At 67.5% G+C, this 22,254-nt stretch carries 13 protein-coding genes; 7 read left to right on the top strand and 6 right to left on the bottom strand.

All coding sequences use genetic code 11. The annotated features are described in order from the left end of the window. Positions 1-24: 24 nt before the first annotated feature. From ARC63_RS08510 to ARC63_RS08500, 3 genes are read right to left on the bottom strand one after another with little or no spacing between them, the layout of a single operon-like run. Positions 25-936, bottom strand: coding sequence for a BPSS1780 family membrane protein (locus ARC63_RS08510; RefSeq protein ID WP_010482409.1), 912 nt, complete (start codon positions 934-936; stop codon positions 25-27). 50 nt (positions 937-986) lie between these two features. Continuing rightward, positions 987-1,733, bottom strand: a complete 747-nt coding sequence (locus ARC63_RS08505; protein ID WP_010482408.1) for a glutamine amidotransferase — start codon at positions 1,731-1,733, stop codon at positions 987-989. Beyond that, entirely contained in the window at positions 1,705-3,540 is a 1,836-nt protein-coding gene (locus ARC63_RS08500) for a GspE/PulE family protein (RefSeq protein WP_057503027.1), read from the bottom strand. Before ARC63_RS08500 ends, ARC63_RS08505 begins: the two co-directional genes overlap by 29 nt. 83 nt (positions 3,541-3,623) lie before the next feature. Here ARC63_RS08500 and glyQ point away from each other — a divergent pair, with 83 nt between their 5' ends. The 4 genes from glyQ to ARC63_RS08480 all read left to right on the top strand — a co-directional run bounded on the left by glyQ (position 3,624) and on the right by ARC63_RS08480 (position 12,538). Next, the gene (gene glyQ / locus ARC63_RS08495; RefSeq protein WP_006403404.1) at positions 3,624-4,535 is read left to right on the top strand and encodes a glycine--tRNA ligase subunit alpha; all 912 of its coding nucleotides are present in this window, start codon (positions 3,624-3,626) and stop codon (positions 4,533-4,535) included. A gap of 77 nt (positions 4,536-4,612) precedes the next feature. Beyond that, the gene (gene glyS, locus ARC63_RS08490) at positions 4,613-6,688 is read left to right on the top strand and encodes a glycine--tRNA ligase subunit beta (RefSeq protein ID WP_057503026.1); all 2,076 of its coding nucleotides are present in this window, start codon (positions 4,613-4,615) and stop codon (positions 6,686-6,688) included. A gap of 196 nt (positions 6,689-6,884) precedes the next feature. Further along, positions 6,885-8,681, top strand: coding sequence for an autotransporter assembly complex protein TamA (locus ARC63_RS08485; protein WP_082587830.1), 1,797 nt, complete (start codon positions 6,885-6,887; stop codon positions 8,679-8,681). Further along, positions 8,678-12,538, top strand: coding sequence for a translocation/assembly module TamB domain-containing protein (locus ARC63_RS08480; RefSeq protein WP_057503025.1), 3,861 nt, complete (start codon positions 8,678-8,680; stop codon positions 12,536-12,538). The genes ARC63_RS08485 and ARC63_RS08480 overlap by 4 nt, the downstream gene beginning before the upstream one ends. A gap of 51 nt (positions 12,539-12,589) precedes the next feature. On the opposite strand, the gene ARC63_RS08475 is transcribed toward ARC63_RS08480, so the two are convergent. Both ARC63_RS08475 and ARC63_RS08470 read right to left on the bottom strand, forming a co-directional pair. Then, positions 12,590-13,690, bottom strand: coding sequence for a hypothetical protein (locus ARC63_RS08475; protein WP_057503024.1), 1,101 nt, complete (start codon positions 13,688-13,690; stop codon positions 12,590-12,592). Next, positions 13,687-14,463: a hypothetical protein gene (locus ARC63_RS08470; protein WP_057503023.1), complete on the bottom strand. Its 777-nt coding sequence runs from the start codon at positions 14,461-14,463 to the stop codon at positions 13,687-13,689. The genes ARC63_RS08475 and ARC63_RS08470 overlap by 4 nt, the downstream gene beginning before the upstream one ends. Positions 14,464-14,585: 122 nt before the next feature. Here ARC63_RS08470 and ARC63_RS08465 point away from each other — a divergent pair, with 122 nt between their 5' ends. The 3 genes from ARC63_RS08465 (at position 14,586) to ARC63_RS08455 (ending at position 21,220) form a co-directional block, all read left to right on the top strand. After that, a complete protein-coding gene (locus ARC63_RS08465) occupies positions 14,586-16,733 on the top strand; it encodes a S46 family peptidase (protein ID WP_057503022.1) in 2,148 nt (715 codons plus the stop codon). A 134-nt stretch (positions 16,734-16,867) separates the two neighbouring features. Continuing rightward, positions 16,868-20,326 carry a hybrid sensor histidine kinase/response regulator gene (locus ARC63_RS08460; protein ID WP_049454222.1) on the top strand — a complete coding sequence of 1,153 codons (3,459 nt, stop codon included), beginning with the start codon at positions 16,868-16,870 and terminating at the stop codon, positions 20,324-20,326. A 318-nt stretch (positions 20,327-20,644) separates the two neighbouring features. Next, positions 20,645-21,220: a manganese efflux pump MntP gene (locus ARC63_RS08455; RefSeq protein ID WP_010482394.1), complete on the top strand. Its 576-nt coding sequence runs from the start codon at positions 20,645-20,647 to the stop codon at positions 21,218-21,220. Between the two features lie 37 nt (positions 21,221-21,257). On the opposite strand, the gene ARC63_RS08450 is transcribed toward ARC63_RS08455, so the two are convergent. After that, positions 21,258-22,220 carry an IS110 family transposase gene (locus tag ARC63_RS08450; protein ID WP_019336818.1) on the bottom strand — a complete coding sequence of 321 codons (963 nt, stop codon included), beginning with the start codon at positions 22,218-22,220 and terminating at the stop codon, positions 21,258-21,260. Positions 22,221-22,254: the final 34 nt, after the last annotated feature.

The following is a 22,254-nucleotide window of genomic DNA, read 5'->3' as shown; positions in this document are numbered from 1 at the left end:
GCCCGGCGCTACCGGTGGGGCCGGTCAGGCGTGGAACACGTCGCTCGAGGTCGGCGTGGTCGGAATCGGCGGCGCCGCGCGGCTGCCGCGGTGCACGAACATCTGCTTCCACGCGGCGTAGACCGCGCCGACATACAGCGGCATCAGCACCGTGGTCAGCACCAGCTGGGCGATGAAGGCCGCGGCCAGCGGGCCACCGATCAGCATCGCGATCTGGATCACGATCACGAACAGGATGTACATGCAGAACGCGGCGATCAGGCCGAGTGCGGCGAACACGAACATCGCGCCGATGTTCTCGATGCAGCCCTGGAGGCTCAGGCGCAGCGCATGCATGCCGCTCTGCTTGTCGAACACCACCAGCGCCGGCTGGGTGAACATCGCCAGCGACAGCGCCACCGCGCTCAGGAACACCAGCAGCATCCACAGCGCGATGCGCTTGGCCGGCAGGTTGGCGACCAGCGCCGCTGCATCGTCCGGCTTGATCTGCTGGCCACTGCGGCTGATCTCTTCCATCTTGGTCATGACCTCGCTGAAGGCGGTGAAGCCCTCGCGGCCGATCATCAGGAACAGCAGCGCGCCCAGCAGCAGCACCGCCAGCACCTGGATCGCCAGCGGCACCAGCAGGTGGCTGACGCGGTGGTCGCGGATCGGCTGCAGCAGGTGCGAGGCCAGGCCCGGGCGGCCTTCGTCGATCTCGCCCACGGCATACAGCATGCCGCCGAACATGATCGGCGAGATGGCCAGGGTCATCAGCTGTACGGCCATGCCGGCGGCGCCGGGAATCAGCGTCGACAGCAAGGTCACCACCCAGCTCACCAGCAGCCAGGTCAGGCCGATCCGGGCCAGCTGCAGCGGCGCACGCCGGTACAGCGAGAACGTATCCAGCAACCACTGGGCGCCCGCCGAAGCCGGCAGCTTGCGAATCTCTTTCATGGACATCCGGGAAGGACAGGAGGGGGCCGGGCGGCTGCCCGTGCCGCCGATTATCCCTGTTTTGCCGCCGGCTGGGCTGAAGACAGCCGCGCCTGGCGGACGAAGCGGCGCAACAGCTGGCGGGCCAGCGGCGCGGCGCTGACCGCACGCTCGATGCTGCGGGCACAACCGCCGTGGCGACCGATGCAGTCGGCACGGGCGCGCACGTAGCCGCGCATGTGGTGGGTGGCGAATTCCGGATGGAACTGCACGCCCCAGGCCTGGCGGCCCCAGCGGAAGGCGTGGCAGCCGTCCAGTGGTGAGCGTGCCAGCACTTCGGCGCCATCAGGTGCGCGCAGCACGGTCTGCAGATGGGTGGCATGGGCGGCGAAATGCTGCGGCAGGCCCTGGAACAGCGGGTCCTGCGCCGCCTGCGGCTGCAGTTCCAGCTCGATCGTGCCCGACTCCCGCCCGGCCGGGTTGTAGGCCACCTCGCCACCCAGCGCGTGTGCCAGCAGCTGGTGGCCGTAGCAGATGCCGAACACCGGCAGATCGTCGTGGGCGGTCTGGCGCAGCCATGCGGCACTGCGCTCACTCCATTCGGCGTGGTCGGTGACGAAGGCGGCCGAGCCGGTCACCAGCACGCCAGCGAACGCATGTGGGTCGGGCAGAGCGCCACCGTGTTCGACATCGACCACCACCGTCTCGTGTTCTTCCAGCCCGGCGGCGACCCGGATCCAGTGCGGAAAGCGCCCGTAGCGGCGCAGCGACGGTACCGGGCGGCCGGTTTCAAGGATCAGGAACGGGGCTGGGTTCATCCGGGGGCGGCAGGACTGACAGGACTTCCTCGATTGTAGTCAGCCCCTGCGCCACCTTTTCAAGCCCGGCCTGGCGCAGGGTTCGCAGCCCTTCAGCCCGTGCGGCCCGGCTGAAACCGGCCAGATCCATGTCGGCACGGATCTGCCCGCGCAGCCGCGAGCCCAATGGCAGCAACTCATACAGCCCGATGCGGCCAAGGAATCCGGTGCGCCGGCACTCCAGGCAACCGACCGGCCGACAGGGCGTGGCGGCATCTGGATATGCAGCATGGCTATCAGCCAGCACCGCCCAATCGGCGGCGCCGAGGCTGTGCGGCTGCTTGCAGTGCGGGCACAGCGTGCGCACCAGGCGCTGGGCGAGGATGCCGTTGAGGGTGCTGGCCAGCAGGTAATGCGGCACGCCCAGGTCGAGCAGGCGGGTGACCGCCGACGGCGCATCGTTGGTATGCAGGGTGGACAGCACCAGGTGGCCGGTCAGCGAGGCCTGCACCGCCATCTGCGCCGTTTCCAGGTCGCGGATCTCGCCGATCATGATGATGTCCGGGTCCTGCCGCAGCAGGGTGCGCACGCCGCTGGCGAAGTCCAGGTCGATGTTGGTCTGCACCTGCATCTGGTTGAATTCGGGCGCGATCATCTCGATCGGGTCCTCTACTGTGCAGACGTTCACGTCCGGCGTCGCCAGCCGCTTCAGCGTGGAATACAGGGTGGTGGTCTTGCCCGAGCCGGTCGGGCCGGTCACCAGCACGATGCCGTGCGGGCGCTCGACCAGCGCATTCCAGCCGGCCGCTTCCTGCGGGCTGAAACCGAGCTGGTCGATGCTCTTGAAGGCAGCATCGGGGTCGAAGATGCGCATCACGCACTTTTCGCCGAAGGCGGTGGGCATGGTCGACAGGCGCATCTCGACTTCGCGGCCGCCCGGCGAGCGGGTCTTGATGCGGCCGTCCTGCGGGCGCCGGCGCTCGGCCAGGTCCATGCGGCCGAGTACCTTGATGCGGCTGACCACGGCGGTCATCACCGCCGGCGGTACCTCGAACACCTTGTGCAGCACGCCGTCGATGCGGAAGCGCATGCGCCCCATCTCGCGGCGTGGCTCCAGGTGGATGTCCGAGGCGCGCTGTTCGTGGGCGTACTGCAGCAGCCAGTCGACGATGTGCACGATGTGCTGGTCGTCGGCATTGACGTCGCCGGTGCGGCCCAGCTCCACCAGCTGCTCGAAGCTGGGCAGGGTGGTGTTGGCCTCGCCACGCACGTCGCCACGGGCGCCGCGCACCGAGCGGGTCACCCCGTAGAACTCCATGGTGTAGCGGTGCAGGTCCAGCGGGTTGACCACCGCCAGTTCGATGCGGCGGCGGGTCAGGTGCTGCAGGTCGCGGCGCCATTCCTGCACCAGTGGCTCACTGGTGGCCACCAGCACGCGCTCGGCATCCACCGCCAGCGGCAGGAAACGGTGGCGGCGCGCGTAGGCGTGGGAGACCAGCGCGGTCACGGCAGCGACGTCGACCCGGGTCGGGTCGATGCGCAGGTAGCGGCTGCCGGTACGCCGGGCCAGCCACTCGGTGAGGCGCTCCAGGGTCAGTTCGCCGCCGCCGGTGGCGGCCAGCTTGAGGTTGGACAGCAGTACCAGCGGATGCACTTCACTGGCGTTGCGTGCGCCCTGCGCGGAAAACCGCATGCGCTCGCGGTCCTGCTCGGCCACCAGGTCATCGGCGACCAGGGCCGCGGCAATCTGCTCGAAATGCAGCCGTCCCCAGGGCAGCGGGACGCCGCCCGCCTCGCCGGGCGTGCCTGCCGGCAGCCGATGTTCCATCTGCCTGCTCCTCCCGGGTACGGAATGCCCCGCAGGTCGGCCGTTATACTAGCGCACCCCCTTGCCGGCCAAGACTCGTACGCATGTCCGCGACCCCGACCGTTCCGATCACCTTCCAGGGCCTGATCCAGACCCTGAACCAGTTCTGGGCCCAGCAGGGCTGCGTGCTCATCCAGCCGCTCGACCTGGAGGTGGGTGCCGGTACCTTCCACCCGGCCACCTTCCTGCGTGCGATCGGGCCGGAAAGCTGGAACGCGGCCTACGTGCAGCCGTCGCGACGCCCGACCGACGGCCGTTACGGCGAGAACCCGAACCGCCTGCAGCGCTACTACCAGTACCAGGTGGCGATGAAGCCGGCGCCGGACAACATCCAGCAGCTGTACCTGGATTCGCTGAAGGCACTGGGCATCGATCCGCTGGTGCACGACCTGCGCTTCGTGGAAGACAACTGGGAATCGCCGACCCTGGGCGCCTGGGGCCTGGGCTGGGAAGTCTGGCTCAATGGCATGGAAGTGACCCAGTTCACCTACTTCCAGCAGGCCGGTGGCCTGGAATGCCGCCCGGTGCTGGGCGAGATCACCTACGGTCTCGAGCGCCTGTGCATGTACCTGCAGAACTGCGACAACGTCTACGACCTGGTCTGGACCTACGGCCCGGACGGCCAGCCGGTGACCTACGGCGACGTCTACCACCAGAACGAGGTGGAGCAGAGCACGTACAACTTCGAATACGCCGACGTGGAAGAAATGTTCCACCGTTTCGACGCCTGCGAGCGTGAAGCGCAGAAGCTGGTGGAAGTGAACCTGCCGCTGCCGGCCTACGAGCAGGTGATGAAGGCCAGCCACACCTTCAACCTGCTCGATGCACGCCGTGCGATCAGCGTGACCGAGCGCCAGCGCTACATCCTGCGCGTGCGCGCGCTGGCCCAGGCGGTGGCCAAGGCGTACTACGAGCAGCGCGAGAAGCTGGGCTTCCCGGGCGCGAAGAAGGCCTGACGGCCGCTCCCTCCCTCTCTCAACTTCCGGGGCGCCGGACGCGTTGCGCGCTGCGCCCCCATCACAGGATCGAACCGATGAGCCAACTGTCCCCCCTGCTGATCGAACTGGGCACCGAGGAGTTGCCGGTCAAGGCGCTTCCGGGCCTGGCCCAGGCGTTCTTCGACGGAGTCGTCGAAGGCCTGCGCAAGCGCGGCGTCGCGCTGGAACTGGGCGATGCGCGCCCGCTGTCGACCCCGCGCCGACTGGCCGTGCTGCTGCCGGGCGTCGGCCTGGAACAGCCTGAGCAGCACAGCGAAGTGCTGGGCCCGTACCTGAACATCGCGCTGGACGCCGAAGGCCAGCCGACCAAGGCCCTGCAGGGTTTCGCCGCCAAGGCCGGGATCGACTGGACCGCGCTGGAAAAGACCACCGACAACAAGGGTGAGCGCTTCGTGCACCGCGCGGTGACCCCGGGCGCGAGCACTGCCAGCCTGCTGCCGGAGATTCTGCGCGAGGCGATCGCGGCAATGCCGATTCCCAAGCCGATGCGCTGGGGCGACCACGCCTGGGGCTTCGCGCGCCCGGCGCACTGGCTGGTGCTGTTGCACGGCGCCAACGTGGTCGAGGCCGAACTGTTCGGCCTGCAGGCTGGCCGCGTCAGCCGTGGCCACCGCTTCCACCACGACCAGACCGTGTCGCTGGCGCAGCCGCAGGACTACGTTGAAGCCCTGCGCGCTGCGTTCGTGCTGGTCGATCCGAGCGAGCGCCGTGCGCGCATCGTCGCCGAGGTCGAGGCCGCTGCGGCCAAGGCCGGTGGCAGCGCCCGCATCACCGACGACAACCTGGAGCAGGTGGTGAACCTGGTCGAGTGGCCGTCGGCGGTGCTGTGCAGCTTCGAGCGCGCGTTCCTGGCGGTGCCGCAGGAAGCGCTGATCGAGACGATGGAGATCAACCAGAAGTTCTTCCCGGTGCTGGATGACAGCGGCACGCTGACCGAGAAGTTCATCGGCATCGCCAACATCGAATCGAGGGACGTGGCCGAAGTGGCCAAGGGCTACGAGCGCGTGATCCGTCCGCGTTTCGCCGATGCCAAGTTCTTCTTCGACGAGGACCTGAAGCAGGGCCTGGTATCGATGGGCGATGGCCTGAAGACGGTGACCTACCAGGCCAAGCTGGGCAGCGTGGCCGACAAGGTGGCGCGCGTGGCCGCCCTGGCCGAAGTGATCGCGCCGCAGGTCGGTGCTGACGCCGCGCAGGCCAGGCGCGCCGCGCAGCTGGCCAAGAACGACCTGCAGTCGCGCATGGTCAACGAATTCCCGGAACTGCAGGGCATCGCCGGCCGCCACTACGCCGTGGCCGGCGGTGAATCGGCCGAGGTGGCGCTGGCCATCGACGAGGCCTACCAGCCGCGCTTCGGCGGTGACGACATCGCGCTGTCGCCGCTGGGCAAGGTGCTGGCGATTGCCGAGCGCGTGGACACCCTGGCCGGTGGTTTCGCCGCAGGCCTGAAGCCGACCGGCAACAAGGACCCGTTCGCCCTGCGCCGCAACGCGCTGGGCCTGGCCCGCACGATCATCGAAAGCGGCTTCGAGCTGGACCTGCGCGCGCTGCTGGCCAGTGCCAACGCCGGCCTGGCCGCGCGCAACGTGCAGGCCGACATCGGCGAACTGTACGACTTCATCCTTGACCGCCTGAAGGGCTACTACGCTGACAAGGGCGTGCCGGCCACGCACTTCAACGCCGTGGCCGAGCTGAAGCCCGCCTCGCTGTATGACTTTGACCGCCGCCTGGATGCGATCGGCACCTTCGCCGCGCTGCCGGAAGCCGAAGCGCTGGCCGCGGCCAACAAGCGCATCCGCAACATCCTGCGCAAGGCCGAAGGCGAGATTCCCGGCCAGATCGACCCGGCGCTGCTGCAGGAAGACGCCGAGCGCGCGCTGGCCGAAGCGGTCACCGCCGCCATCGACGACACCGGCGCCAGCCTCCACCAGAAGGATTACGTGGCCGTGCTGGCGCGCCTGGCGCGCCTGCGCCCGCAGGTCGACGCGTTCTTCGATGGCGTGATGGTCAACGCGGAAGATCCGGCGCTGCGTGGCAACCGCCTGGCGCTGCTGACGATGCTGGGCGAGCGCCTGGGCAAGGTCGCGGCAATCGAGCATCTGTCGAGCTGAGATGTAGTGCCAAGCAAGCTTGGCACCCACCGGTAGTGCCGGTGGATGTCCATCGGGGTCATTGCCGGCATCGCGCACGATGCCGGCATCCTCGCCTGCGATCACGATGATCGCCACAAAGGCGCGTATTTTGACCGCCACTTAACAACCGATCCCCAATGACGTGATGCATTTCGCATCGTCACCTTCGGTCGGTATGCTGTGCCGCATGCAGCCAAAGAAATACGCCCTGCCGCTGATGGTCCTGTCGCTGGCCGCCACCTCTGTGGTCCACGCGCGCGGCACCATCGACAAGGTGGACATCAAGGGATTGGACAAGGGCGACGACGCCGCAATCATCGAGAACATCCAGGAATCGCTGTCGCTGTACGACACGATCGGCAAGGAACAGGGCGAATCGCGCCTGGAGTACCTGCTGTCGCAGGCCGAGCGGCAGACCCGCCAGGCACTGGAACCGTTCGGGTACTACAACCCGGTGATCAAGGTCGAGGCGCCGCGCGAGGACGAGCACGTGCGCGTGCTGATCCATGTCGACAAGGGCACCCCGGTGACCGTCCGCCGCGAGCACATCGACATCACCGGACCGGCGATGTACGACCAGTACCTGCAGGACGACCTGGCCGCGTTCAAGCCGCGCAAGGGCCAGCGTTTCGAGCACACGCAGTACGAAGCCAGCAAGATCACCGTCACCCGTCGCCTGGCGGAGCGTGGTTATTTCGATGCCGACTACACCCAGCGCCAGGTGCAGATCACCCGTGCCGACAACGCCGCCGACATCGACCTGACCTGGGACAGCGGTCGCCGCTACAACATGGGGCCGGTGCGTTTCGAGCAGGATTACTTCGTCGACAAGCTGTTCGACCCGCTGGTGTACTGGGACCAGGGCAGCTACTTCCACGAGGGCAAGCTGGACCGGCTGCGCGAGTCGCTGACCAAGCTGGACTATTTCAGCGTGATCGACATCCAGCCGCGGCCCGACCAGGCCGATGCGAATGGCGAAGTGCCAGTGGATGTGAAGCTGACCCGTGCCAAGCGCACCATCTACACCGCGGGTCTGAGCTACGGCAGCGAGAGTGGCCCGGGTGTGCGCGGTGGCATCGAACGGCGGTGGCTGAACAACCGCGGCCACAAGATGAACACGCAGCTGGACTATGCGCAGAAGCGCAAGAGCCTGGTCACCAGCTACCGCATTCCGGCCTTCAACTGGCTTGATGGCTGGTACACCTTCGCTGCCAGCGCCTACGACGAGCAGACCGACTACATCGACCTGCGCAACTTCAAGCTGATCGCGAGCCGCAGCGGCGAGATCAACGAACACTGGACCGCGATCGCCTCGATCAACGCGCTGCGCGAGCGCTGGCGCTATGCCTCCGGCACCGAATTCACCGACGCGGTCTACAACACCTCGACGCTGGTCTACCCGCAGCTGGTCGCTGACTACGTCAACGTCGATGACGAACTGTTCCCGCGCAAGGGCATCAGCGGTACCGCGACCATGCGTGCCGGCGTTGAAGGTGCCGGCTCGGACACCAGCTTCGTGCAGGCCAATGCGGTGCTGCGCTGGTACATCCCGGTGGGCGAAAGCAACCGCCTGATCCTGCGCGGCGAGGGTGGCACCACCTGGACCAGCGATCTGGTGGCGATGCCGCCGAGCCTGCGTTACTTCGCCGGTGGTGACCGCAGCATCCGCGGCTATGCCTACCGCGAGGTGGGCCCGCGGACCCCTGCACCGGACAAATACGCGCTGGGTGCCAAGAACCTGGTGATCGGCTCGGCCGAGTACGAGCACTATTTCAATGGTGGCCCCTGGGGTGCGGCGGTGTTCGTCGATACCGGCAGCGCCTTCGACAACACCATTGATCTGCACACCGGCGTCGGCTTCGGCGTGCGCTGGAAATCGCCGGTGGGTCCGGTGCGCGTGGATATCGCGCATGGCTTGAACAACCCCGATTCGCAGTTCCAGCTGTACCTCAACATCGGAGCGGACCTGTGAGTACGCCCGCACCCACTCCGAACCCGACCACGCCGCCGCGCGTGCGCTTCTACCGCCGCCGCCGCTTCTGGGCCTGGTCGGGTGTGGGCGTGCTGGGCCTGGTGCTGCTGGCCCTGCTGGCGGTCTACTGGCTGCTGCAGACCGTGGCCGGCCGTGACGTGCTGCTGGCACAGGTGGTGGCGCGGCTGCCGGTGGGCGCCAGCTTCACCTGGGACAAGGTGGACGGCCCGGTGGCCGGCCCGCTGACCCTGTACAACGTCGACTTCCGCTACGACGACATCCATTTCCACGCCGAGCGCGCGCACCTGGAGCCGGACCTGCGTCCGCTGCTGGGCCGCAAGCTGCTGCTGGACAAGCTGGAGCTGACCAACGCGACGCTGAACCTGGCCAAGAGTGACGAGCCGTTCAAGCTGCCGTCGTGGCCGGATTCGCTGCCGCAGATCGAGATGCCGTTGGCGATCCAGGCCGATGCCATCGCCATCGATGGCTTCCGCATCAGCCAGGCCAACGAGCCGGTGATCGACATCAGCCGCGTGCGTGGCGGCATCGAGATCGCCAACGGCGAGTTCCAGGCGCACAAACTGGTGGTGGACAGCGACATGGGCAATTTCACTGCCCAGGGCCGCTATATCCCGGCCAAGGACTACGACACCGACGTGACCGTCACCGCCGTGCTGCCGGCGCCGCGTGGCCGCACGGCCGCCACCGTCGGCCTGGTCGCCCGTGGCGACCTGTCGCACATGGAGGTGGCCGTAGCTGGGCGCGCGCCGAAGCCGCTGCACGCGATGCTGGTGTTCGATGGCCGCACCGATCCGAGCTGGAGCGCCAGCATCCGCAGCGACGAGCTGGATCTGGCGCTGCTGTCGCCGGCACTGGCCAGCTCGGCGATCGCACCACTGGCACTGGACTTCACCGCCGCCGGCAAGGGCGGCAACGCCAACCTGCGTGGCAAGGTGAAGCAGGGCGATCAGGCACTGGAACTCGCACCGTCGGTGGTGTCGCTGAAGGACCAGGTGCTGAAGGTCTCGCCGCTGCTGGTGAAGGGGCTTGGCGGTGAGGTGCGCCTGGAAGGCACCGCCGATTTCAGCCAGGAAGACCAGCAGAAGCTCAACTTCTCGGTGGTCGCCCATGATCTGACCTACGTACCGGCGCCCGATCCGAACACCGCCGGCAGCGCACCGGTGCCGGTCACCCTGAAGGAAGCACGCTTCGGTCTGGCCGGTACCCTGAAGGCCTGGGCGGCGATCGGCCGCGCCGAGGTCGAGCGCGACGCGCAGAAGGCGCAGCTGCACTTCGACGTGCGCGGCAACGATCAGGCCGCGTCGATCCACCAGCTGCAGGCGCAGACGCCGGGTGGCCAGCTGCAGGTGGAAGGCCAGGTGGCGTGGGCACCGCAGCTGGACTGGGATGCCAAGGCCACGCTGAAGGATTTCGACCCCGGCTATTTCGTGCCGGGCTGGAATGGCCGCCTGTCCGGCAACCTGGCCTCCAAGGGCCGCCAGCTGCCGCCGCCGGCAATCGCACCGCCGGGTACCGCCGGCACGCTGGAAGCCACGGTCGATCTGCCGTCGTTGAAGGGCGTGTTGCGCCAGCGCAACCTCGACGCGCAGGGCAAGTTCGCGCTGCAGGGCGCGCAGGGCCAGGGTGACCTGAAGCTGTCGCTGGGCAGCAGCCGGGTGACCGCGTCGGGCAAGGTCGGTGATCGCCTCGACATCGATGCACGCTTTGAGCCACTGCAGCTGAGCGATCTGCTGCCGGGCGCCGATGGCGGCCTGCGTGGCCAGGTACAGGTGAAGGGCCCGCGCGATGCGCCGGACATCACCGCCGACCTGGTCGGCAACAACCTCAACTGGGACGGCTACGGCGCCGAGAGCGTGAGCATCAAGGGCCACCTGCCGTGGCGCGGCGACAGCGGCACGCTGGCGATCCAGGGCCAGCAGGTCAATGCCGGCATGCTGCTGGAACGCTTGAACGTGGATGCGCAGGGCAGTGTCTCCAACCTGCGCCTGGCCGCGCAGACCCGCAACGAGATGGGCGCGATCGAGCTGCAGGGCAGCGTCCGCCAGCAGGGCGCGCAGTGGCGTGGCGAGCTGGCCGCGCTGCGCATCGCACCGGTGAAGGGCGATGCCTGGTCGCTGCGTGCACCGGCGGCGTTCGCGATCAACGGCAGCACCTACACCCTGGGCGAAGCCTGCCTGGCCGCGACCAGCAGCGGCACACTGTGCGCACAGGCCAACTGGCCGCGCGAGGGCCTGGTGGTGCGCAGTGATGCACTGCCGCTTGCGCTGGTGCAGCCGTGGTTGCCACCGCAGTCCGGCCGTCGCATCTACCTGCGTGGCGATGTCAGCCTGGACGCGCAGATCCGCCCGCGCGGCAATGCATGGGAAGGCCATGTGGAAGTGCGCTCGAAGGAAGGCGGCGTGCGCCTGGGTGAGAACCGCAACACCGTGGGGGACACCACCCGCGGCGAGCTGGTGCGCTATGACCAGTTCTCGCTCAAGCTCGACATGACCCCGGCCAGCATCAAGGGCTATCTGGGCATGGGCTTCCAGGGCAACGGCTTCGTCGATGCCAGGATGCAGACCGGCTGGGAAGCCAGTGCACCGCTGAACGGCGAGCTCTACCTCAATATGTCGCGGCTGTACTGGCTGGAGCTGTTCTCGCCGGACATCGTGCGACCGACCGGCCTGATCGAGGGCCACGTCAGCCTGCGTGGTACGCGTGGCCAGCCGTCGCTGGGTGGCGACGCGCAGCTGAGCAACTTCAAGGGTGAATTCCCCGCGCTGGGCCTGACCTTCGACCAGGGCAAGGGCAGCTTCGTGGCGCAGCCCGACGGTTCGGCCAAAATCACCGCGCAGGCCAACTCTGGTCAGGGCACGCTGTACGTGGATGGTGGCCTGTCCTGGTTTGGCGATGCACAGCCGCTGCAGCTGAAGATCCACGGCGAAAACGTGCTGCTGTCCAACACCAGCGAGCTGCGCATCGTCGCCAATCCCAACCTGGACTTCACCCTGGCCAAGGCGGCGATGGAGCTGCGTGGCACCGTGCACGTGCCCGAGGCCGACATCGATCTCGAACGCCTGGACCGTGGCACCTCGGTGTCCGAAGACGTGGTGGTGCTGGACCCGGCCGATCCGGAGGAGTCGCGCACCTCGCCGCTGGACATGGACCTGACCGTCAGCCTTGGCGACAAGGTGAAGATGACCGGCTTCGGCCTGAAGGGTGCGCTGACCGGCAAGATGCAGGTCTGGGCCAAGCCTGGCCGCGAAATGACCGCCAATGGCGGGCTGGAAGTCAGTGGCCGCTACAAGGCGTACGGTCAGGACCTGACCATCACCCGTGGCAACCTCACCTGGAACTACAACGCGGTGTCCGACCCGCGCATCAACATCCGTGCCGAGCGCCGGATCGGTGATGTCACCGCCGGCATCGACGTGACCGGGCGTGCGCAGCAGCCGCGTGCGGACGTGTGGTCCGATCCGGCGATGTCGCAGTCCGAAGCACTGGCCTACCTGGTGCTGGGCCGCAGCCTGACCGGTGCCAGCAGCGACCAGACCCAGCAGGTCAACGCGGCTTCCGCGGCGCTCTCGGCCGGCAGCGGCCTGCTGGCTTCGCAGCTGGGCGCCAAGCTGGGCCTGGACGACGCCGGTGTGAGCCAGTCGCGCGCGCTGGGCGGCTCGGTGATCGGTGTCGGCAAGTACATCTCGCCCAAGCTGTACGTCGGCTACGGCGTGTCGCTGGTCGGTGCCGGTTCGGTGATCACGCTGAAATACCTGCTGCGTCGCGGCTTCGACGTGGAAGTGGAATCGAGCACGGTGGAAAACCGTGGGTCGATCAACTGGCGGCGGGAGAAATGACCGGGTCGGGGGCGGTGCCCTTTCGTTGAGAGGGTCCGACCCCCGGCTTCTTCAGCTCCGGCGCAGCCGCTGGCGGTGCCCGGACAGGTCCATGCTCCACAGCAGCAGCGCACCCAGCAGCGCCGGCAGCACGCTGAGCACGGACAGCATCACCAGGAATGACACTGGCAATTCCATGCGGACGGGCTTGCCCCGGCGCAGCTGGTAGCGGATCCATGCCGTGGCCAGCACGGTCCAGGCCAGCAGCCAGCACAGCGGTGCCAACCACAGCGAAGGCGAGGGCACCCACAGGTAGACGGCGGTACCGACCGCTGCGATGGCTGCGCAGGCGACCGGCAGGGTCAGCCAACGCAGCCGGGAAGGCGGCACGGACGGGTCTTCAGGGGCGCTCTGCCAGACGAACAGATGACGCAGGCCAATGGCCAGCAGCGTGCCGAGCAGTGGCGCCAGCGCTGCCGTGCCCAGGACGATCGCCCTGCGCTGCTCTTCCGACTGGTAGGGCAGCAGCGTGCTGGCGATCTGGGTGGTGGCCAACGCGATGAAGGCCATCAACGTCAGCGCCACGCTTGCCAGCAGTGCACGCAGCAATGACAACTGTGCCGCGGTGAGGCGGGTGACATCGCTGGCGCCGGCCCAGAAACGGGCTTGGCCCGCATCGATGCCGGGCGGCAGAGGACGGTCCTCCTGGCAGCCCAGTACGTCCATCAACGCTGCGGCCTGGCGCGGCGCGCGCAGCGGCAGCGCGGACATCAGGTTGCGCAGGTGCGAACGCGGTTCGCGCAGCTGCTGAAGGCGGCTGGCAGCGTCATCGTGGCTGGTCCAGCGTCCGCCACGCGCCTCCATCTGCTGGGCCAGCAGATCGGTCTGCGCGGGCAGTTGCAGCCAGTCCTGCCAGGCGTGTTCGGCCAGCTCGCGCAGTTCGCCTGGTGCCAGGCCGCAGCCCGCGTCGTCCCAGCCGAAGGCCTGGTAAAGCGCCGCGGCTTCGGACAGGTTCATGGGCGCCTGCCGCGCGCGCAGCGCCTGCAGCACCCTGGCACTGGCTTCAGCGCGCTCGTCCAGGGACCACTGGCTGCGCAGGCCCTGCAGGTACACCGCGAAAGGCTGCGGGTCGGTGGATTTGGCGCGCTCCAGCAGGTCCATCCAGTTGCTCATGGGTTTGCCTCGTGTGGGGGCTGCAGGCTTGACCGATCACTGTGTGCATTGCCGGGGGAGCTGGAAAATGCCCCGCGGAGGATTGCGATGGTGGCCAGCAGGGCGCACGTCAGAAGCAGTGCCAAAGCGACCGTTCGCCGCGTGAAGCGTCTGCGTGACGGCACGGAATGGTGCAGGGCGTCGCATGCGGCCGCCCAGAACATGACCTGCCTGCGCTGCAATGGCGGTGGGAGCGCCACGTGCGCCATCACAGGCACGCCGACAAGGTAATGCAGCGTTTCACGCATTTCGTGCCGCGTGCGCGCGGACAGCGCCTGGATGTGCGCGCGCAGTGGGTGCCAGGGGCCACTGAGCCGGGCGACACGGGTGCGGGCCTGCACCACCGAAACCGGCGCATTCTCGAGATGCATGTAACGGGCGAGCGCGGTCTCGTTGCCTGGCAGCAGCAACCAGCACAGGTGCATGCTGTGGCCGAGGGCGGCCATGTCGTAGCACTCGCGGATACTGTCCTGGTCATACCACTGGAAGCGGTCGGCCAGCTGCTCGAAGTTCGCTTGCGGGAACGGCGTAGTGCCCTTCATCAGCCGTTGCCAGGTTGCCAGGTTCACCGCGTCAGCATCCGCAGGGGGCTGCAGTTCCGGGGACTGCTGCAGCCAGGCTGCGAAGTCTGCCGGATCGCGTTGCTGACCGTTGCGGACGATGCGGTCGGCAAGCGCCTCGGCGGCAGATGGCCCTGTCGAATGCGTGGTGCCCAGATCGATTCCTGCGATCATCGGTCCTTCCCTGGTATCCGTGCCTGATTCTAGCCAGCATCGGTGCCCCCAACCATCGGCCGTTGCCCCATCCGGCCCCAGCGGCTATGGTCCCGGGCTGTTCTGTCGTACCGGATTGCCTCATGTCACCACGCAAAGCCCTTCCCACCGCCCTGGCCCTGGGCCTGACCCTCGCCGCAGGTGCCCACGCCGATGAAGGCATGTGGATGCCGACCCAGCTGCCGGAACTGGCCAAGCCGCTGCAGGCAGCCGGCTTCAAGGGCAATCCGGCCGACCTAGCCAACGTCACTGCGCCGCCGCTGAGCGCGGTGGTGCGCGCCGGTGGCGGCACCGGTTCGTTCGTGTCCGCCGACGGCCTGCTGCTGACCAACCACCACGTGGCGATGGGCGTGATCCAGTACAACAGCTCGCCCGAGCACGACCTGATCAACGGTGGCTTCATCGCCAAGGACCGTGCCGACGAGCGTCCGGCCAACCCGGACTTCCGCGTGCTGGTCACCGTCGGCTTCGACAAGGTGACCGACCAGGTGCTGGCACAGGCGCGTGGCAAGACCGGTCGCGCCTACTTCGATGCCGTCGATGCGGCCAGCAAGCAGATCGTGGCCGAGTGCGAGAAGGACGGCAGCGTGCGCTGCTCGGTGGCCAACATGTACTACGGCACCGACTTCTACCGCATCGCCCAGCTGGAACTGAGCGACGTGCGCCTGGTGTATGCGCCGCCGCGTGCGATCGGCAACTACGGCGATGAGATCGACAACTTCATGTGGCCGCGCCACACCGGCGACTTCACCCTGCTGCGCGCCTACGTGGGCAAGGACGGCAAGCCGGCCGCCTACAGCAAGGACAACGTGCCCTACCAGGCACCGGCACACCTGCAGATGTCGGTGGAAGGCCCGAAGGAAGGCGACTACGCGATGCTGGCCGGTTACCCGGGCATCACTTACCGCCACCGTACCGCCGCCGAGTTCGCCGGCCAGATCGATACCGTGCTGCCGCGCCGCGTGTCGGTGTTCCAGCAGATGATCGACACCATCGAGGCCGCCAGCGCCAAAGATGCGCAGGCGCGTACCCGCTACGCCTCGCAGCTGCAGTCGCTGAAGAACAACCGCAAGCGCGCCGCCGGTGAGCTGGAAGGCCTGCTGCGCAGCGACGCCAAGGCCCAGCGTGCCGCCGACGAGACGGCGATGCTGGCTGCCACCGACCGCAAGTACCAGGGCGACATCAAGGCGCTGCTGGCCAACCTGTCGCAGGGTGCGGCGGTGGGCGAGCGTGACCTGCTGCTGGATCAGATGGCTGCGCAGAGCCAGTTGCTGCGCTCGGCACTGCTGCTGGAGCGCCTGCGCATCGAATCGGCCAAGCCGGACGCGCAGCGCGAGAGCGGTTACCAGCAGCGCGACCAGGCGATGATCGAAGGCGTGCTCAAGCAGGTCCAGCGCCGCTACGCACCGGAGGTCGAGAAGGCCCTGCTGACCACCTTGCTGACCCGCTACCAGCAGCTGCCGGACGCGCAGCGCGTGGCCGAGTTCGACGCGGCCTTCGGCCGTACCCCGGAGCAGCTGGCCAAGGCGCTGGGCACCCTCTATGCCGGCACCCAGCTGGGTGACGAGGCGCAGCGCCTGTCGCGCTTCACTGCCGCACGCGAGGGCAAGGCACTTGCCGCCGATCCGCTGATCGCCGTGGCCGGCCCGCTGGTGGCCGCGCAGCTGCGCATCGAGAACGAGAGCAAGACCCGCGAAGGCGAGCAGTTGCGCCTGCGCCCGGCGTACATGCAGGCGCTGTTCGCCTGGCGTGCCAAGCAGGGCCGTGCGGTGTACCCGGACGCCAACCGCACCCTGCGCATCAGCTACGGCAAGGTCGAGGCGCTGCACCCGCGTGATGGCGTGACCTATTCGCCGGTGACCACCGTGGCCGGCATTGTCGAGAAGAACACCAACGCCTATCCGTTCGACGCACCCAAGCCGCTGCTGGCGGCGATCGCCAAGGGCGACTTCGGCAGCACCGCCGACCCGGCGCTGAAGACCCAGACGGTCAATTTCCTGACCAACCTGGATACCACCGGCGGCAACTCCGGCTCGCCGGTGCTCAACGCCAAGGGCGAACTGATCGGCCTGAATTTCGACAGCAACTGGGAGTCGGTCAGCGCCAGCTGGTGGTTCGATCCGCGCTACAAGCGCGCCGTGCACGTAGACATGCGCTACCTGCGCTGGCTGCTGGCCAAAGTCTACCCGGCGCCCGAGCTGCTGAAGGAAATGGGCGTGCCGGCCCAGTAAGGAGCCGGCCACGACCAACGGTCGTGGCCCGCACCGCGTAGGCCCCCACCCTGGTGGGGGTGGTTGCCCCAACGAGCCCGCACCCCCGGCCACGCCTGGCCTACACTGCGGGTTCTTCCGACGGAAACGCACGCGTGGTCTCCAGCTGGATCCTGCTGCTGGTCTCGGTTGCCTATGCTGCGCTGCTGTTCGGCGTGGCGTGGTGGGGCGACCGTCGGCCGATGTATCCCGACCGGCCGTGGCTGCGGCCGGTGGTCTACAGCCTGGCGCTGGCCGTGTACTGCTCGTCGTGGACCTTCTACGGCGCGGTCGGCACCGCCGTGCGCAACGGCGTGGGCTACCTGCCCATCTACATCGGCCCGCTGCTGCTGCTGCTGTTCGGCTGGCGCATCATCGAGCGCCTGGCGCTGATCGCGCGCAGCCAGAACGTGGTTTCCATCGCCGATTTCATCTCCTCGCGCTTCGGCCGTTCGCGGCGGCTGGCGGCGTTGGTGGCGATCATCGCGCTGATCGGCATCATTCCGTACCTGGCGCTGCAGTACAAAGCAGTGGCGATGAGCCTGCAGGTACTGACCGGCAACACCGGCCCGACCGGCTTCTTCACCGATCCGGCGCTGTACGTGGCGCTGCTGATGGCGTTGTTCGCCACCCTGTTCGGCACCCGCCAGGTCGATGCCACCGAGCACCACCACGGCATGATGCTGGCGATCGCCTTCGAATCGGTGATCAAGCTGCTGGCGATGGTGGCGGTGGGCGTGTTCGCCTACCTGTGGCTGAGCAACCGCACCGACGCGGTGGTCGAGTCGGTGCATACGCTGTTCACCGGCCTGCCGCCGGTGGGATTCATCTCGCAGACGCTGCTGAGTTTCCTGGCCATCATCTGCCTGCCGCGCCAGTTCCACGTGGCCGTGGTCGAATGTGGTGACGTGCGCGATGTGCGCCGCGCGCGCTGGATGTTCGGTGGCTATCTTGTGCTGATCTCGGGCATGGTGCTGCCAATCGCCACCGCCGGCGTGACCCTGTTCGGCACCGGCGGCAGCGTCGCCGACGATTCGATGGTGCTGGCCCTGCCGCTGGCCGAAGGCCGCAATGCGCTGGCGCTGATCGCCTATGTGGGCGGTTTCTCTGCCGCCACCGGCATGGTCATCGTGTCGTCCATCGCGCTGGCCACCATGGTCAGCAACGACCTGGTGATGCCGGTGCTGCTGCGCCGCAGTGGCGACCATCAGGAAGCCGCCGATGTCGCCTCGCGCGTGCTGTGGATCCGCCGCCTGGCGATCCTGCTGCTGGCGCTGATGGCCTACAGCTACTACCGCACCAGCAGCAACGACAGCACGCTGGCGTCGTACGGCCTGATGGCGTTCGCTGCAGTGGCGCAGTTCGCACCGGGCCTGATCGGCGGCCTGTACTGGCGTGGCGCCAGCCGGCGTGGCGTCGAGATGGGCATGCTGCTCGGCTTCGCGACATGGCTGTACACGCTGCTGCTGCCGGCGATGACCATGGCCGGCTGGGTTGATGCCGCCTGGGTGCAGCACGGTCCGTTCGGCATCGAGTGGCTGCGTCCGCAGCAGCTGTTCGGCATGACCGGCTGGGATCCGCTGACCCACGGCACGTTCTGGTCGCTGCTGGTCAACGCGGCGACGATGATGCTGGTGTCCGCGCGCTGGCGCCCCGGTGTGGACGAGCGGCTGCGCGCCGCGCCGTTCCTCGACCCCTATGCCGAGCGCCCGTCGGTGGCCGGTGGCTGGCCCGGCCACGTGCATGTGGGCGATCTGCTGGCACTGGCCTCGCGCGTGGTCGGCGAGCGCCATGCGCGGCGTTCGTTCTTCGAGCAGGCGCAGTCGCTGGGCCGTGAACTGCAATCCTCCGCGCCTGCAGACCGCCCGTGGGTGCAGTTCACCGAACGCCTGCTGGCCGCGTCGATCGGCGCGGCATCCGCACGCCTGTTGCTGACCAGCCTGCTGCGTGGCTCGGGCATGGACCTGGGCGAAGTGGTGGCAGTGCTGGACGAAGCCGGGCAGGAGCTGCGCTTCAACCGCGAGATCCTGTCGACCACGCTGGAGAACATCAGCGCCGGGGTCAGCGTGGTCGATCCGGACATGCGCCTGACCGCATGGAACCGCCGGTACCAGGACATGTTCGGCTACCCCGACGGGATGCTCTACGTGGGCCGCCCGGTGGCCGACCTGATCCGTTACAACGCCGAGCGCGGCGAACTGGGCGAGGGCGATATCGAAGTGCAGATCAACCGCCGCATCGGCTACATGCGCGCCGGTTCACCGCACGTGTTCGAGCGCACCCGCAGCGACGGCAAGGTGATCGAGATGCGTGGGCAGGCGCTGCCCGGCGGCGGCTACGTGACCAGCTACAACGACATCACCGACTACAAGCACGCGGAAAAAGCACTGCTGGAAGCCAACGAGACGCTGGAACAGCGCGTGGCCGAGCGCTCGCACGAGGCCGAGGTCGCGCAGCAGTCGAAGACGCGTTTCCTGGCAGCGATCAGCCATGACGTGCTGCAGCCACTGAACGCCGCGCGCCTGTTCGCTTCGGCGTTGCGTGACAGCGACCACGTGAGCGATGAGCAGAAGCACCTGGCCGAACGCGTGGATGCGTCGCTGCGCGCGGCCGAAGAACTGCTGGATGGCCTGCTGGACGTGTCGCGGCTGGATGCCGGTGGCCTGCACCCGGTGATCGGCGAGTTCGACGTGAGTGCGTTGATGCGCGAACTGGCGGCGCAGTACACGCCAGTCGCCGCCGGTCGTGGCCTGCGCCTGGACCTGTTCGCGCGCCCGGCGTGGGTACGCAGTGATCGCCGCCTGCTGCGCCGCGTGCTGCAGAATTTCCTGGCCAACGCGTTGCGCTACACCCGCCAGGGGCGCATCGTGCTGGCGGTGCGCCATCGTGGCGACGAAGTGGAGCTGCAGGTATGGGATACCGGTCCCGGCATTCCCGAGCACCACATGCGGCAGATCTTCGATGAGTTCCACCGTTACCAGCAGCCGTTCGACTGGGGCGAGCAGGGTCTGGGGCTGGGCCTGTCGATCTGCCAGCGCATCTCGCGCCTGCTTGACCATCGCCTCAATGCGCGCAGCCGCGTCGGCAGCGGCTCGATGTTCTCGATCATCCTGCCGCGTGTGGCGCCGTTGCCGGGCTACGCCGAGCTGGCCACGCCGGTACAGGCGGTGGCCGCACCGGTGCGCAGCGATTCGCTGGCCGGCCTGCGCGTGCTGTGCGTGGACAACGATGAGGAGATCCTCGACGGCATGCGTGCATTGCTTGGCCGTTGGCAGGTGCAGGTGATCACTGCCGCCACCGTCGACCAGGCGCTGGAGAAGATCGCCGAGCGCCCGCAGGTGATGCTGGTGGACTACCACCTGCACGACCGCATGGATGGCCTGGATGCGCTGGTGGCACTTCGCGAGGCTGCGGGCTACCCGTTGCCCGGCGCGCTGCTGACCGCCGATGGTCGCGACGAGTTGAAGCGGATGGCGCGCGAACGCGGCTACCGCGTGCTGACCAAGCCGATCAAGCCGGCCTCGCTGCGCGCCTTCCTGGGCGCGCTGCGCGATGCCGGCAACAACGATGCCTGACGGGCAACTGTAGAGCCGAGCCTACGCTCGGCTCCGGCACGCAGTGCGGGGCTGATATAGCCATCGCTATACAAACCAGCCCTGCCTGCGCGTTTCGCCGCAGATGCGCCATGCGCGAATCTCGGTGCTAAGCTGCGCGTCCCCTTGGGGAGTAGCCGGATTCCTTCGCAGGAATCGTCCACGTCAACACACTCGGCCAGTGCGCCGTGGCGTGGACAACCATGATGGTTGGCGAGACCAGCGGCCCGCGCGCGCAACGTCAGGTTGGGCGCGAGCGCGAGCCGTGCGTCCGTCCTTGCCCGACCTCAGCAGCCGCCAATGTCCCCCATTTCGATCCTCCTGATCGGCTTTGCCATGTCCACCGATGCCTTCGCCGCGGCGATCGGCAAGGGTGCGGCCATGCGCAAGCCGGTGTTCCGCGATGCGCTGCGCGCCGGCATCATCTTCGGCGTCATCGAGGCGATCACACCGATCATCGGCTGGTTGCTCGGCCGTGCCGCCCTGCAGTACGTGGAAGCGTTCGACCACTGGATCGCCTTCGGCCTGCTCGGTGCGCTGGGCATCCACATGATCTACAACGGCCTGCGTCCGGACAGCGCCGAGGAAGACGAAGATCCTTCGCAGCACCACGGCTTCTGGAAGCTGGCGCTGACCGGTTTCGCAACCAGCATCGATGCGATGGCGGTGGGTATCGGCCTGGCTTTCATGGACGTGCATATCGGTGTGATGGCCGCAGTCATCGGCCTGTGCACGCTGACCATGGTCACCGTCGGCATCATGCTCGGCCGCGTGCTGGGCAGCATGGTCGGCAAGCGCGCCGAGATCATCGGTGGCGTGATCCTGGTGATCATCGGCGCGACGATCCTGTACGAACACCTGCACGGCGTGGGGTAACGCCTGTTCCTGTAGAGCCGAGATCCTATGTTCGCGGTCAAGCCTGCTGGAAGCAGGCTTGACCCACTTTCAGCATGGCGGGGTCAAAGTCCCGACCGCTTTTAAAGACCCCCCAGGCGATCCTGGCCAGCTTTCTGGCCAGGATGTTAAAGCTGGCGGTACTGCTGTGACCACGTTCGCGGATGGCCGTATAAAGGGCTTTACCGCCTTTGGATCGGGTCAGGCCCATGGCCGCCATGTAGAGGATCTGGCGCAGGCTGGCGTTGCCACGCTTGGACAGGCGCCGTCTGCCGATCCGCGCACCGGATTCGTTGGGTCGCGGATCCAGACCGCTGCAGGCAATCCAAGCGTCTGAGCTGGTCAAGGGCCAGCGCGTGATGTGATGGGTGATAAAGGCCGCAACCGTCGGTCCGATCCCCGGGATGGTCATGATCCGCCGATACAGGTCGCGCTGTTCGCCGCTGCGGCACAGTTGCTGAATCTGTTGGTCGAGCATGGCAATGGCCTCTTTCAGACCACCGAAGATGCGCCCAAAGATGGCCGACTCCGACGCTCCCGCGCCTAGCGAGAGATTCAACTTCGCCTTGCTCCGGACCAGGCTGTCGCGTTGCTGGAGTAGCACATGCAGCTGCTCCTGCGCAGGTGAACGGGCGACATGCTCATGCAGATTGTCGGCCTCCTTAGCGATGTAACGCGCGATAACCTGCGCGTCACCTGAGTCGGTTTTGCCGCGGCAGGCCACGCCCTTGGCGTAATGTTTGATGTCGCGCGGATTGAGCACAAAGACGGCGTGACCGGCCTTCTGGGCAGCCTGAACCACAAGCTCGTGGTAGCGATTGGTTGCCTCCACTCCAATGCGAGATCTGGCCGGCAGGGCGGACACCCACTTAGTGATGGCCGACGCTGAATTGGTGATGCGGGCGCTGCCCTTGGTGCCGTGATGGGCCACCACAAGGGTCTTTGAATCGGCATCGATGCCGAAGGCCAAACGATCTGACATCTGCGCAACTCCCAGCTATTGTTGAGGGGCTGGG

The sequence above is a fragment of the Stenotrophomonas geniculata ATCC 19374 = JCM 13324 genome (genome assembly GCF_001431625.1).
Lineage (GTDB): Bacteria > Pseudomonadota > Gammaproteobacteria > Xanthomonadales > Xanthomonadaceae > Stenotrophomonas > Stenotrophomonas geniculata.
Note: the sequence above shows the minus strand (reverse complement) of the source record. Positions and strands in the feature narration are given on the sequence as shown.

What these genes read in the sequence shown, in the direction of transcription:
- ARC63_RS08510 (WP_010482409.1), bottom strand. Translation starts at nt 936, where the DNA reads ATGAAAGAGATTCGCAAGCTGCCGGCTTCGGCGGGCGCCCAGTGGTTG.
- ARC63_RS08505 (WP_010482408.1), bottom strand. Translation starts at nt 1,733, where the DNA reads ATGAACCCAGCCCCGTTCCTGATCCTTGAAACCGGCCGCCCGGTACCG.
- ARC63_RS08500 (WP_057503027.1), bottom strand. Translation starts at nt 3,540, where the DNA reads ATGGAACATCGGCTGCCGGCAGGCACGCCCGGCGAGGCGGGCGGCGTC.
- glyQ (WP_006403404.1), top strand. Translation starts at nt 3,624, where the DNA reads ATGTCCGCGACCCCGACCGTTCCGATCACCTTCCAGGGCCTGATCCAG.
- glyS (WP_057503026.1), top strand. Translation starts at nt 4,613, where the DNA reads ATGAGCCAACTGTCCCCCCTGCTGATCGAACTGGGCACCGAGGAGTTG.
- ARC63_RS08485 (WP_082587830.1), top strand. Translation starts at nt 6,885, where the DNA reads ATGCTGTGCCGCATGCAGCCAAAGAAATACGCCCTGCCGCTGATGGTC.
- ARC63_RS08475 (WP_057503024.1), bottom strand. Translation starts at nt 13,690, where the DNA reads ATGAGCAACTGGATGGACCTGCTGGAGCGCGCCAAATCCACCGACCCG.
- ARC63_RS08470 (WP_057503023.1), bottom strand. Translation starts at nt 14,463, where the DNA reads ATGATCGCAGGAATCGATCTGGGCACCACGCATTCGACAGGGCCATCT.
- ARC63_RS08465 (WP_057503022.1), top strand. Translation starts at nt 14,586, where the DNA reads ATGTCACCACGCAAAGCCCTTCCCACCGCCCTGGCCCTGGGCCTGACC.
- ARC63_RS08455 (WP_010482394.1), top strand. Translation starts at nt 20,645, where the DNA reads ATGTCCCCCATTTCGATCCTCCTGATCGGCTTTGCCATGTCCACCGAT.
- ARC63_RS08450 (WP_019336818.1), bottom strand. Translation starts at nt 22,220, where the DNA reads ATGTCAGATCGTTTGGCCTTCGGCATCGATGCCGATTCAAAGACCCTT.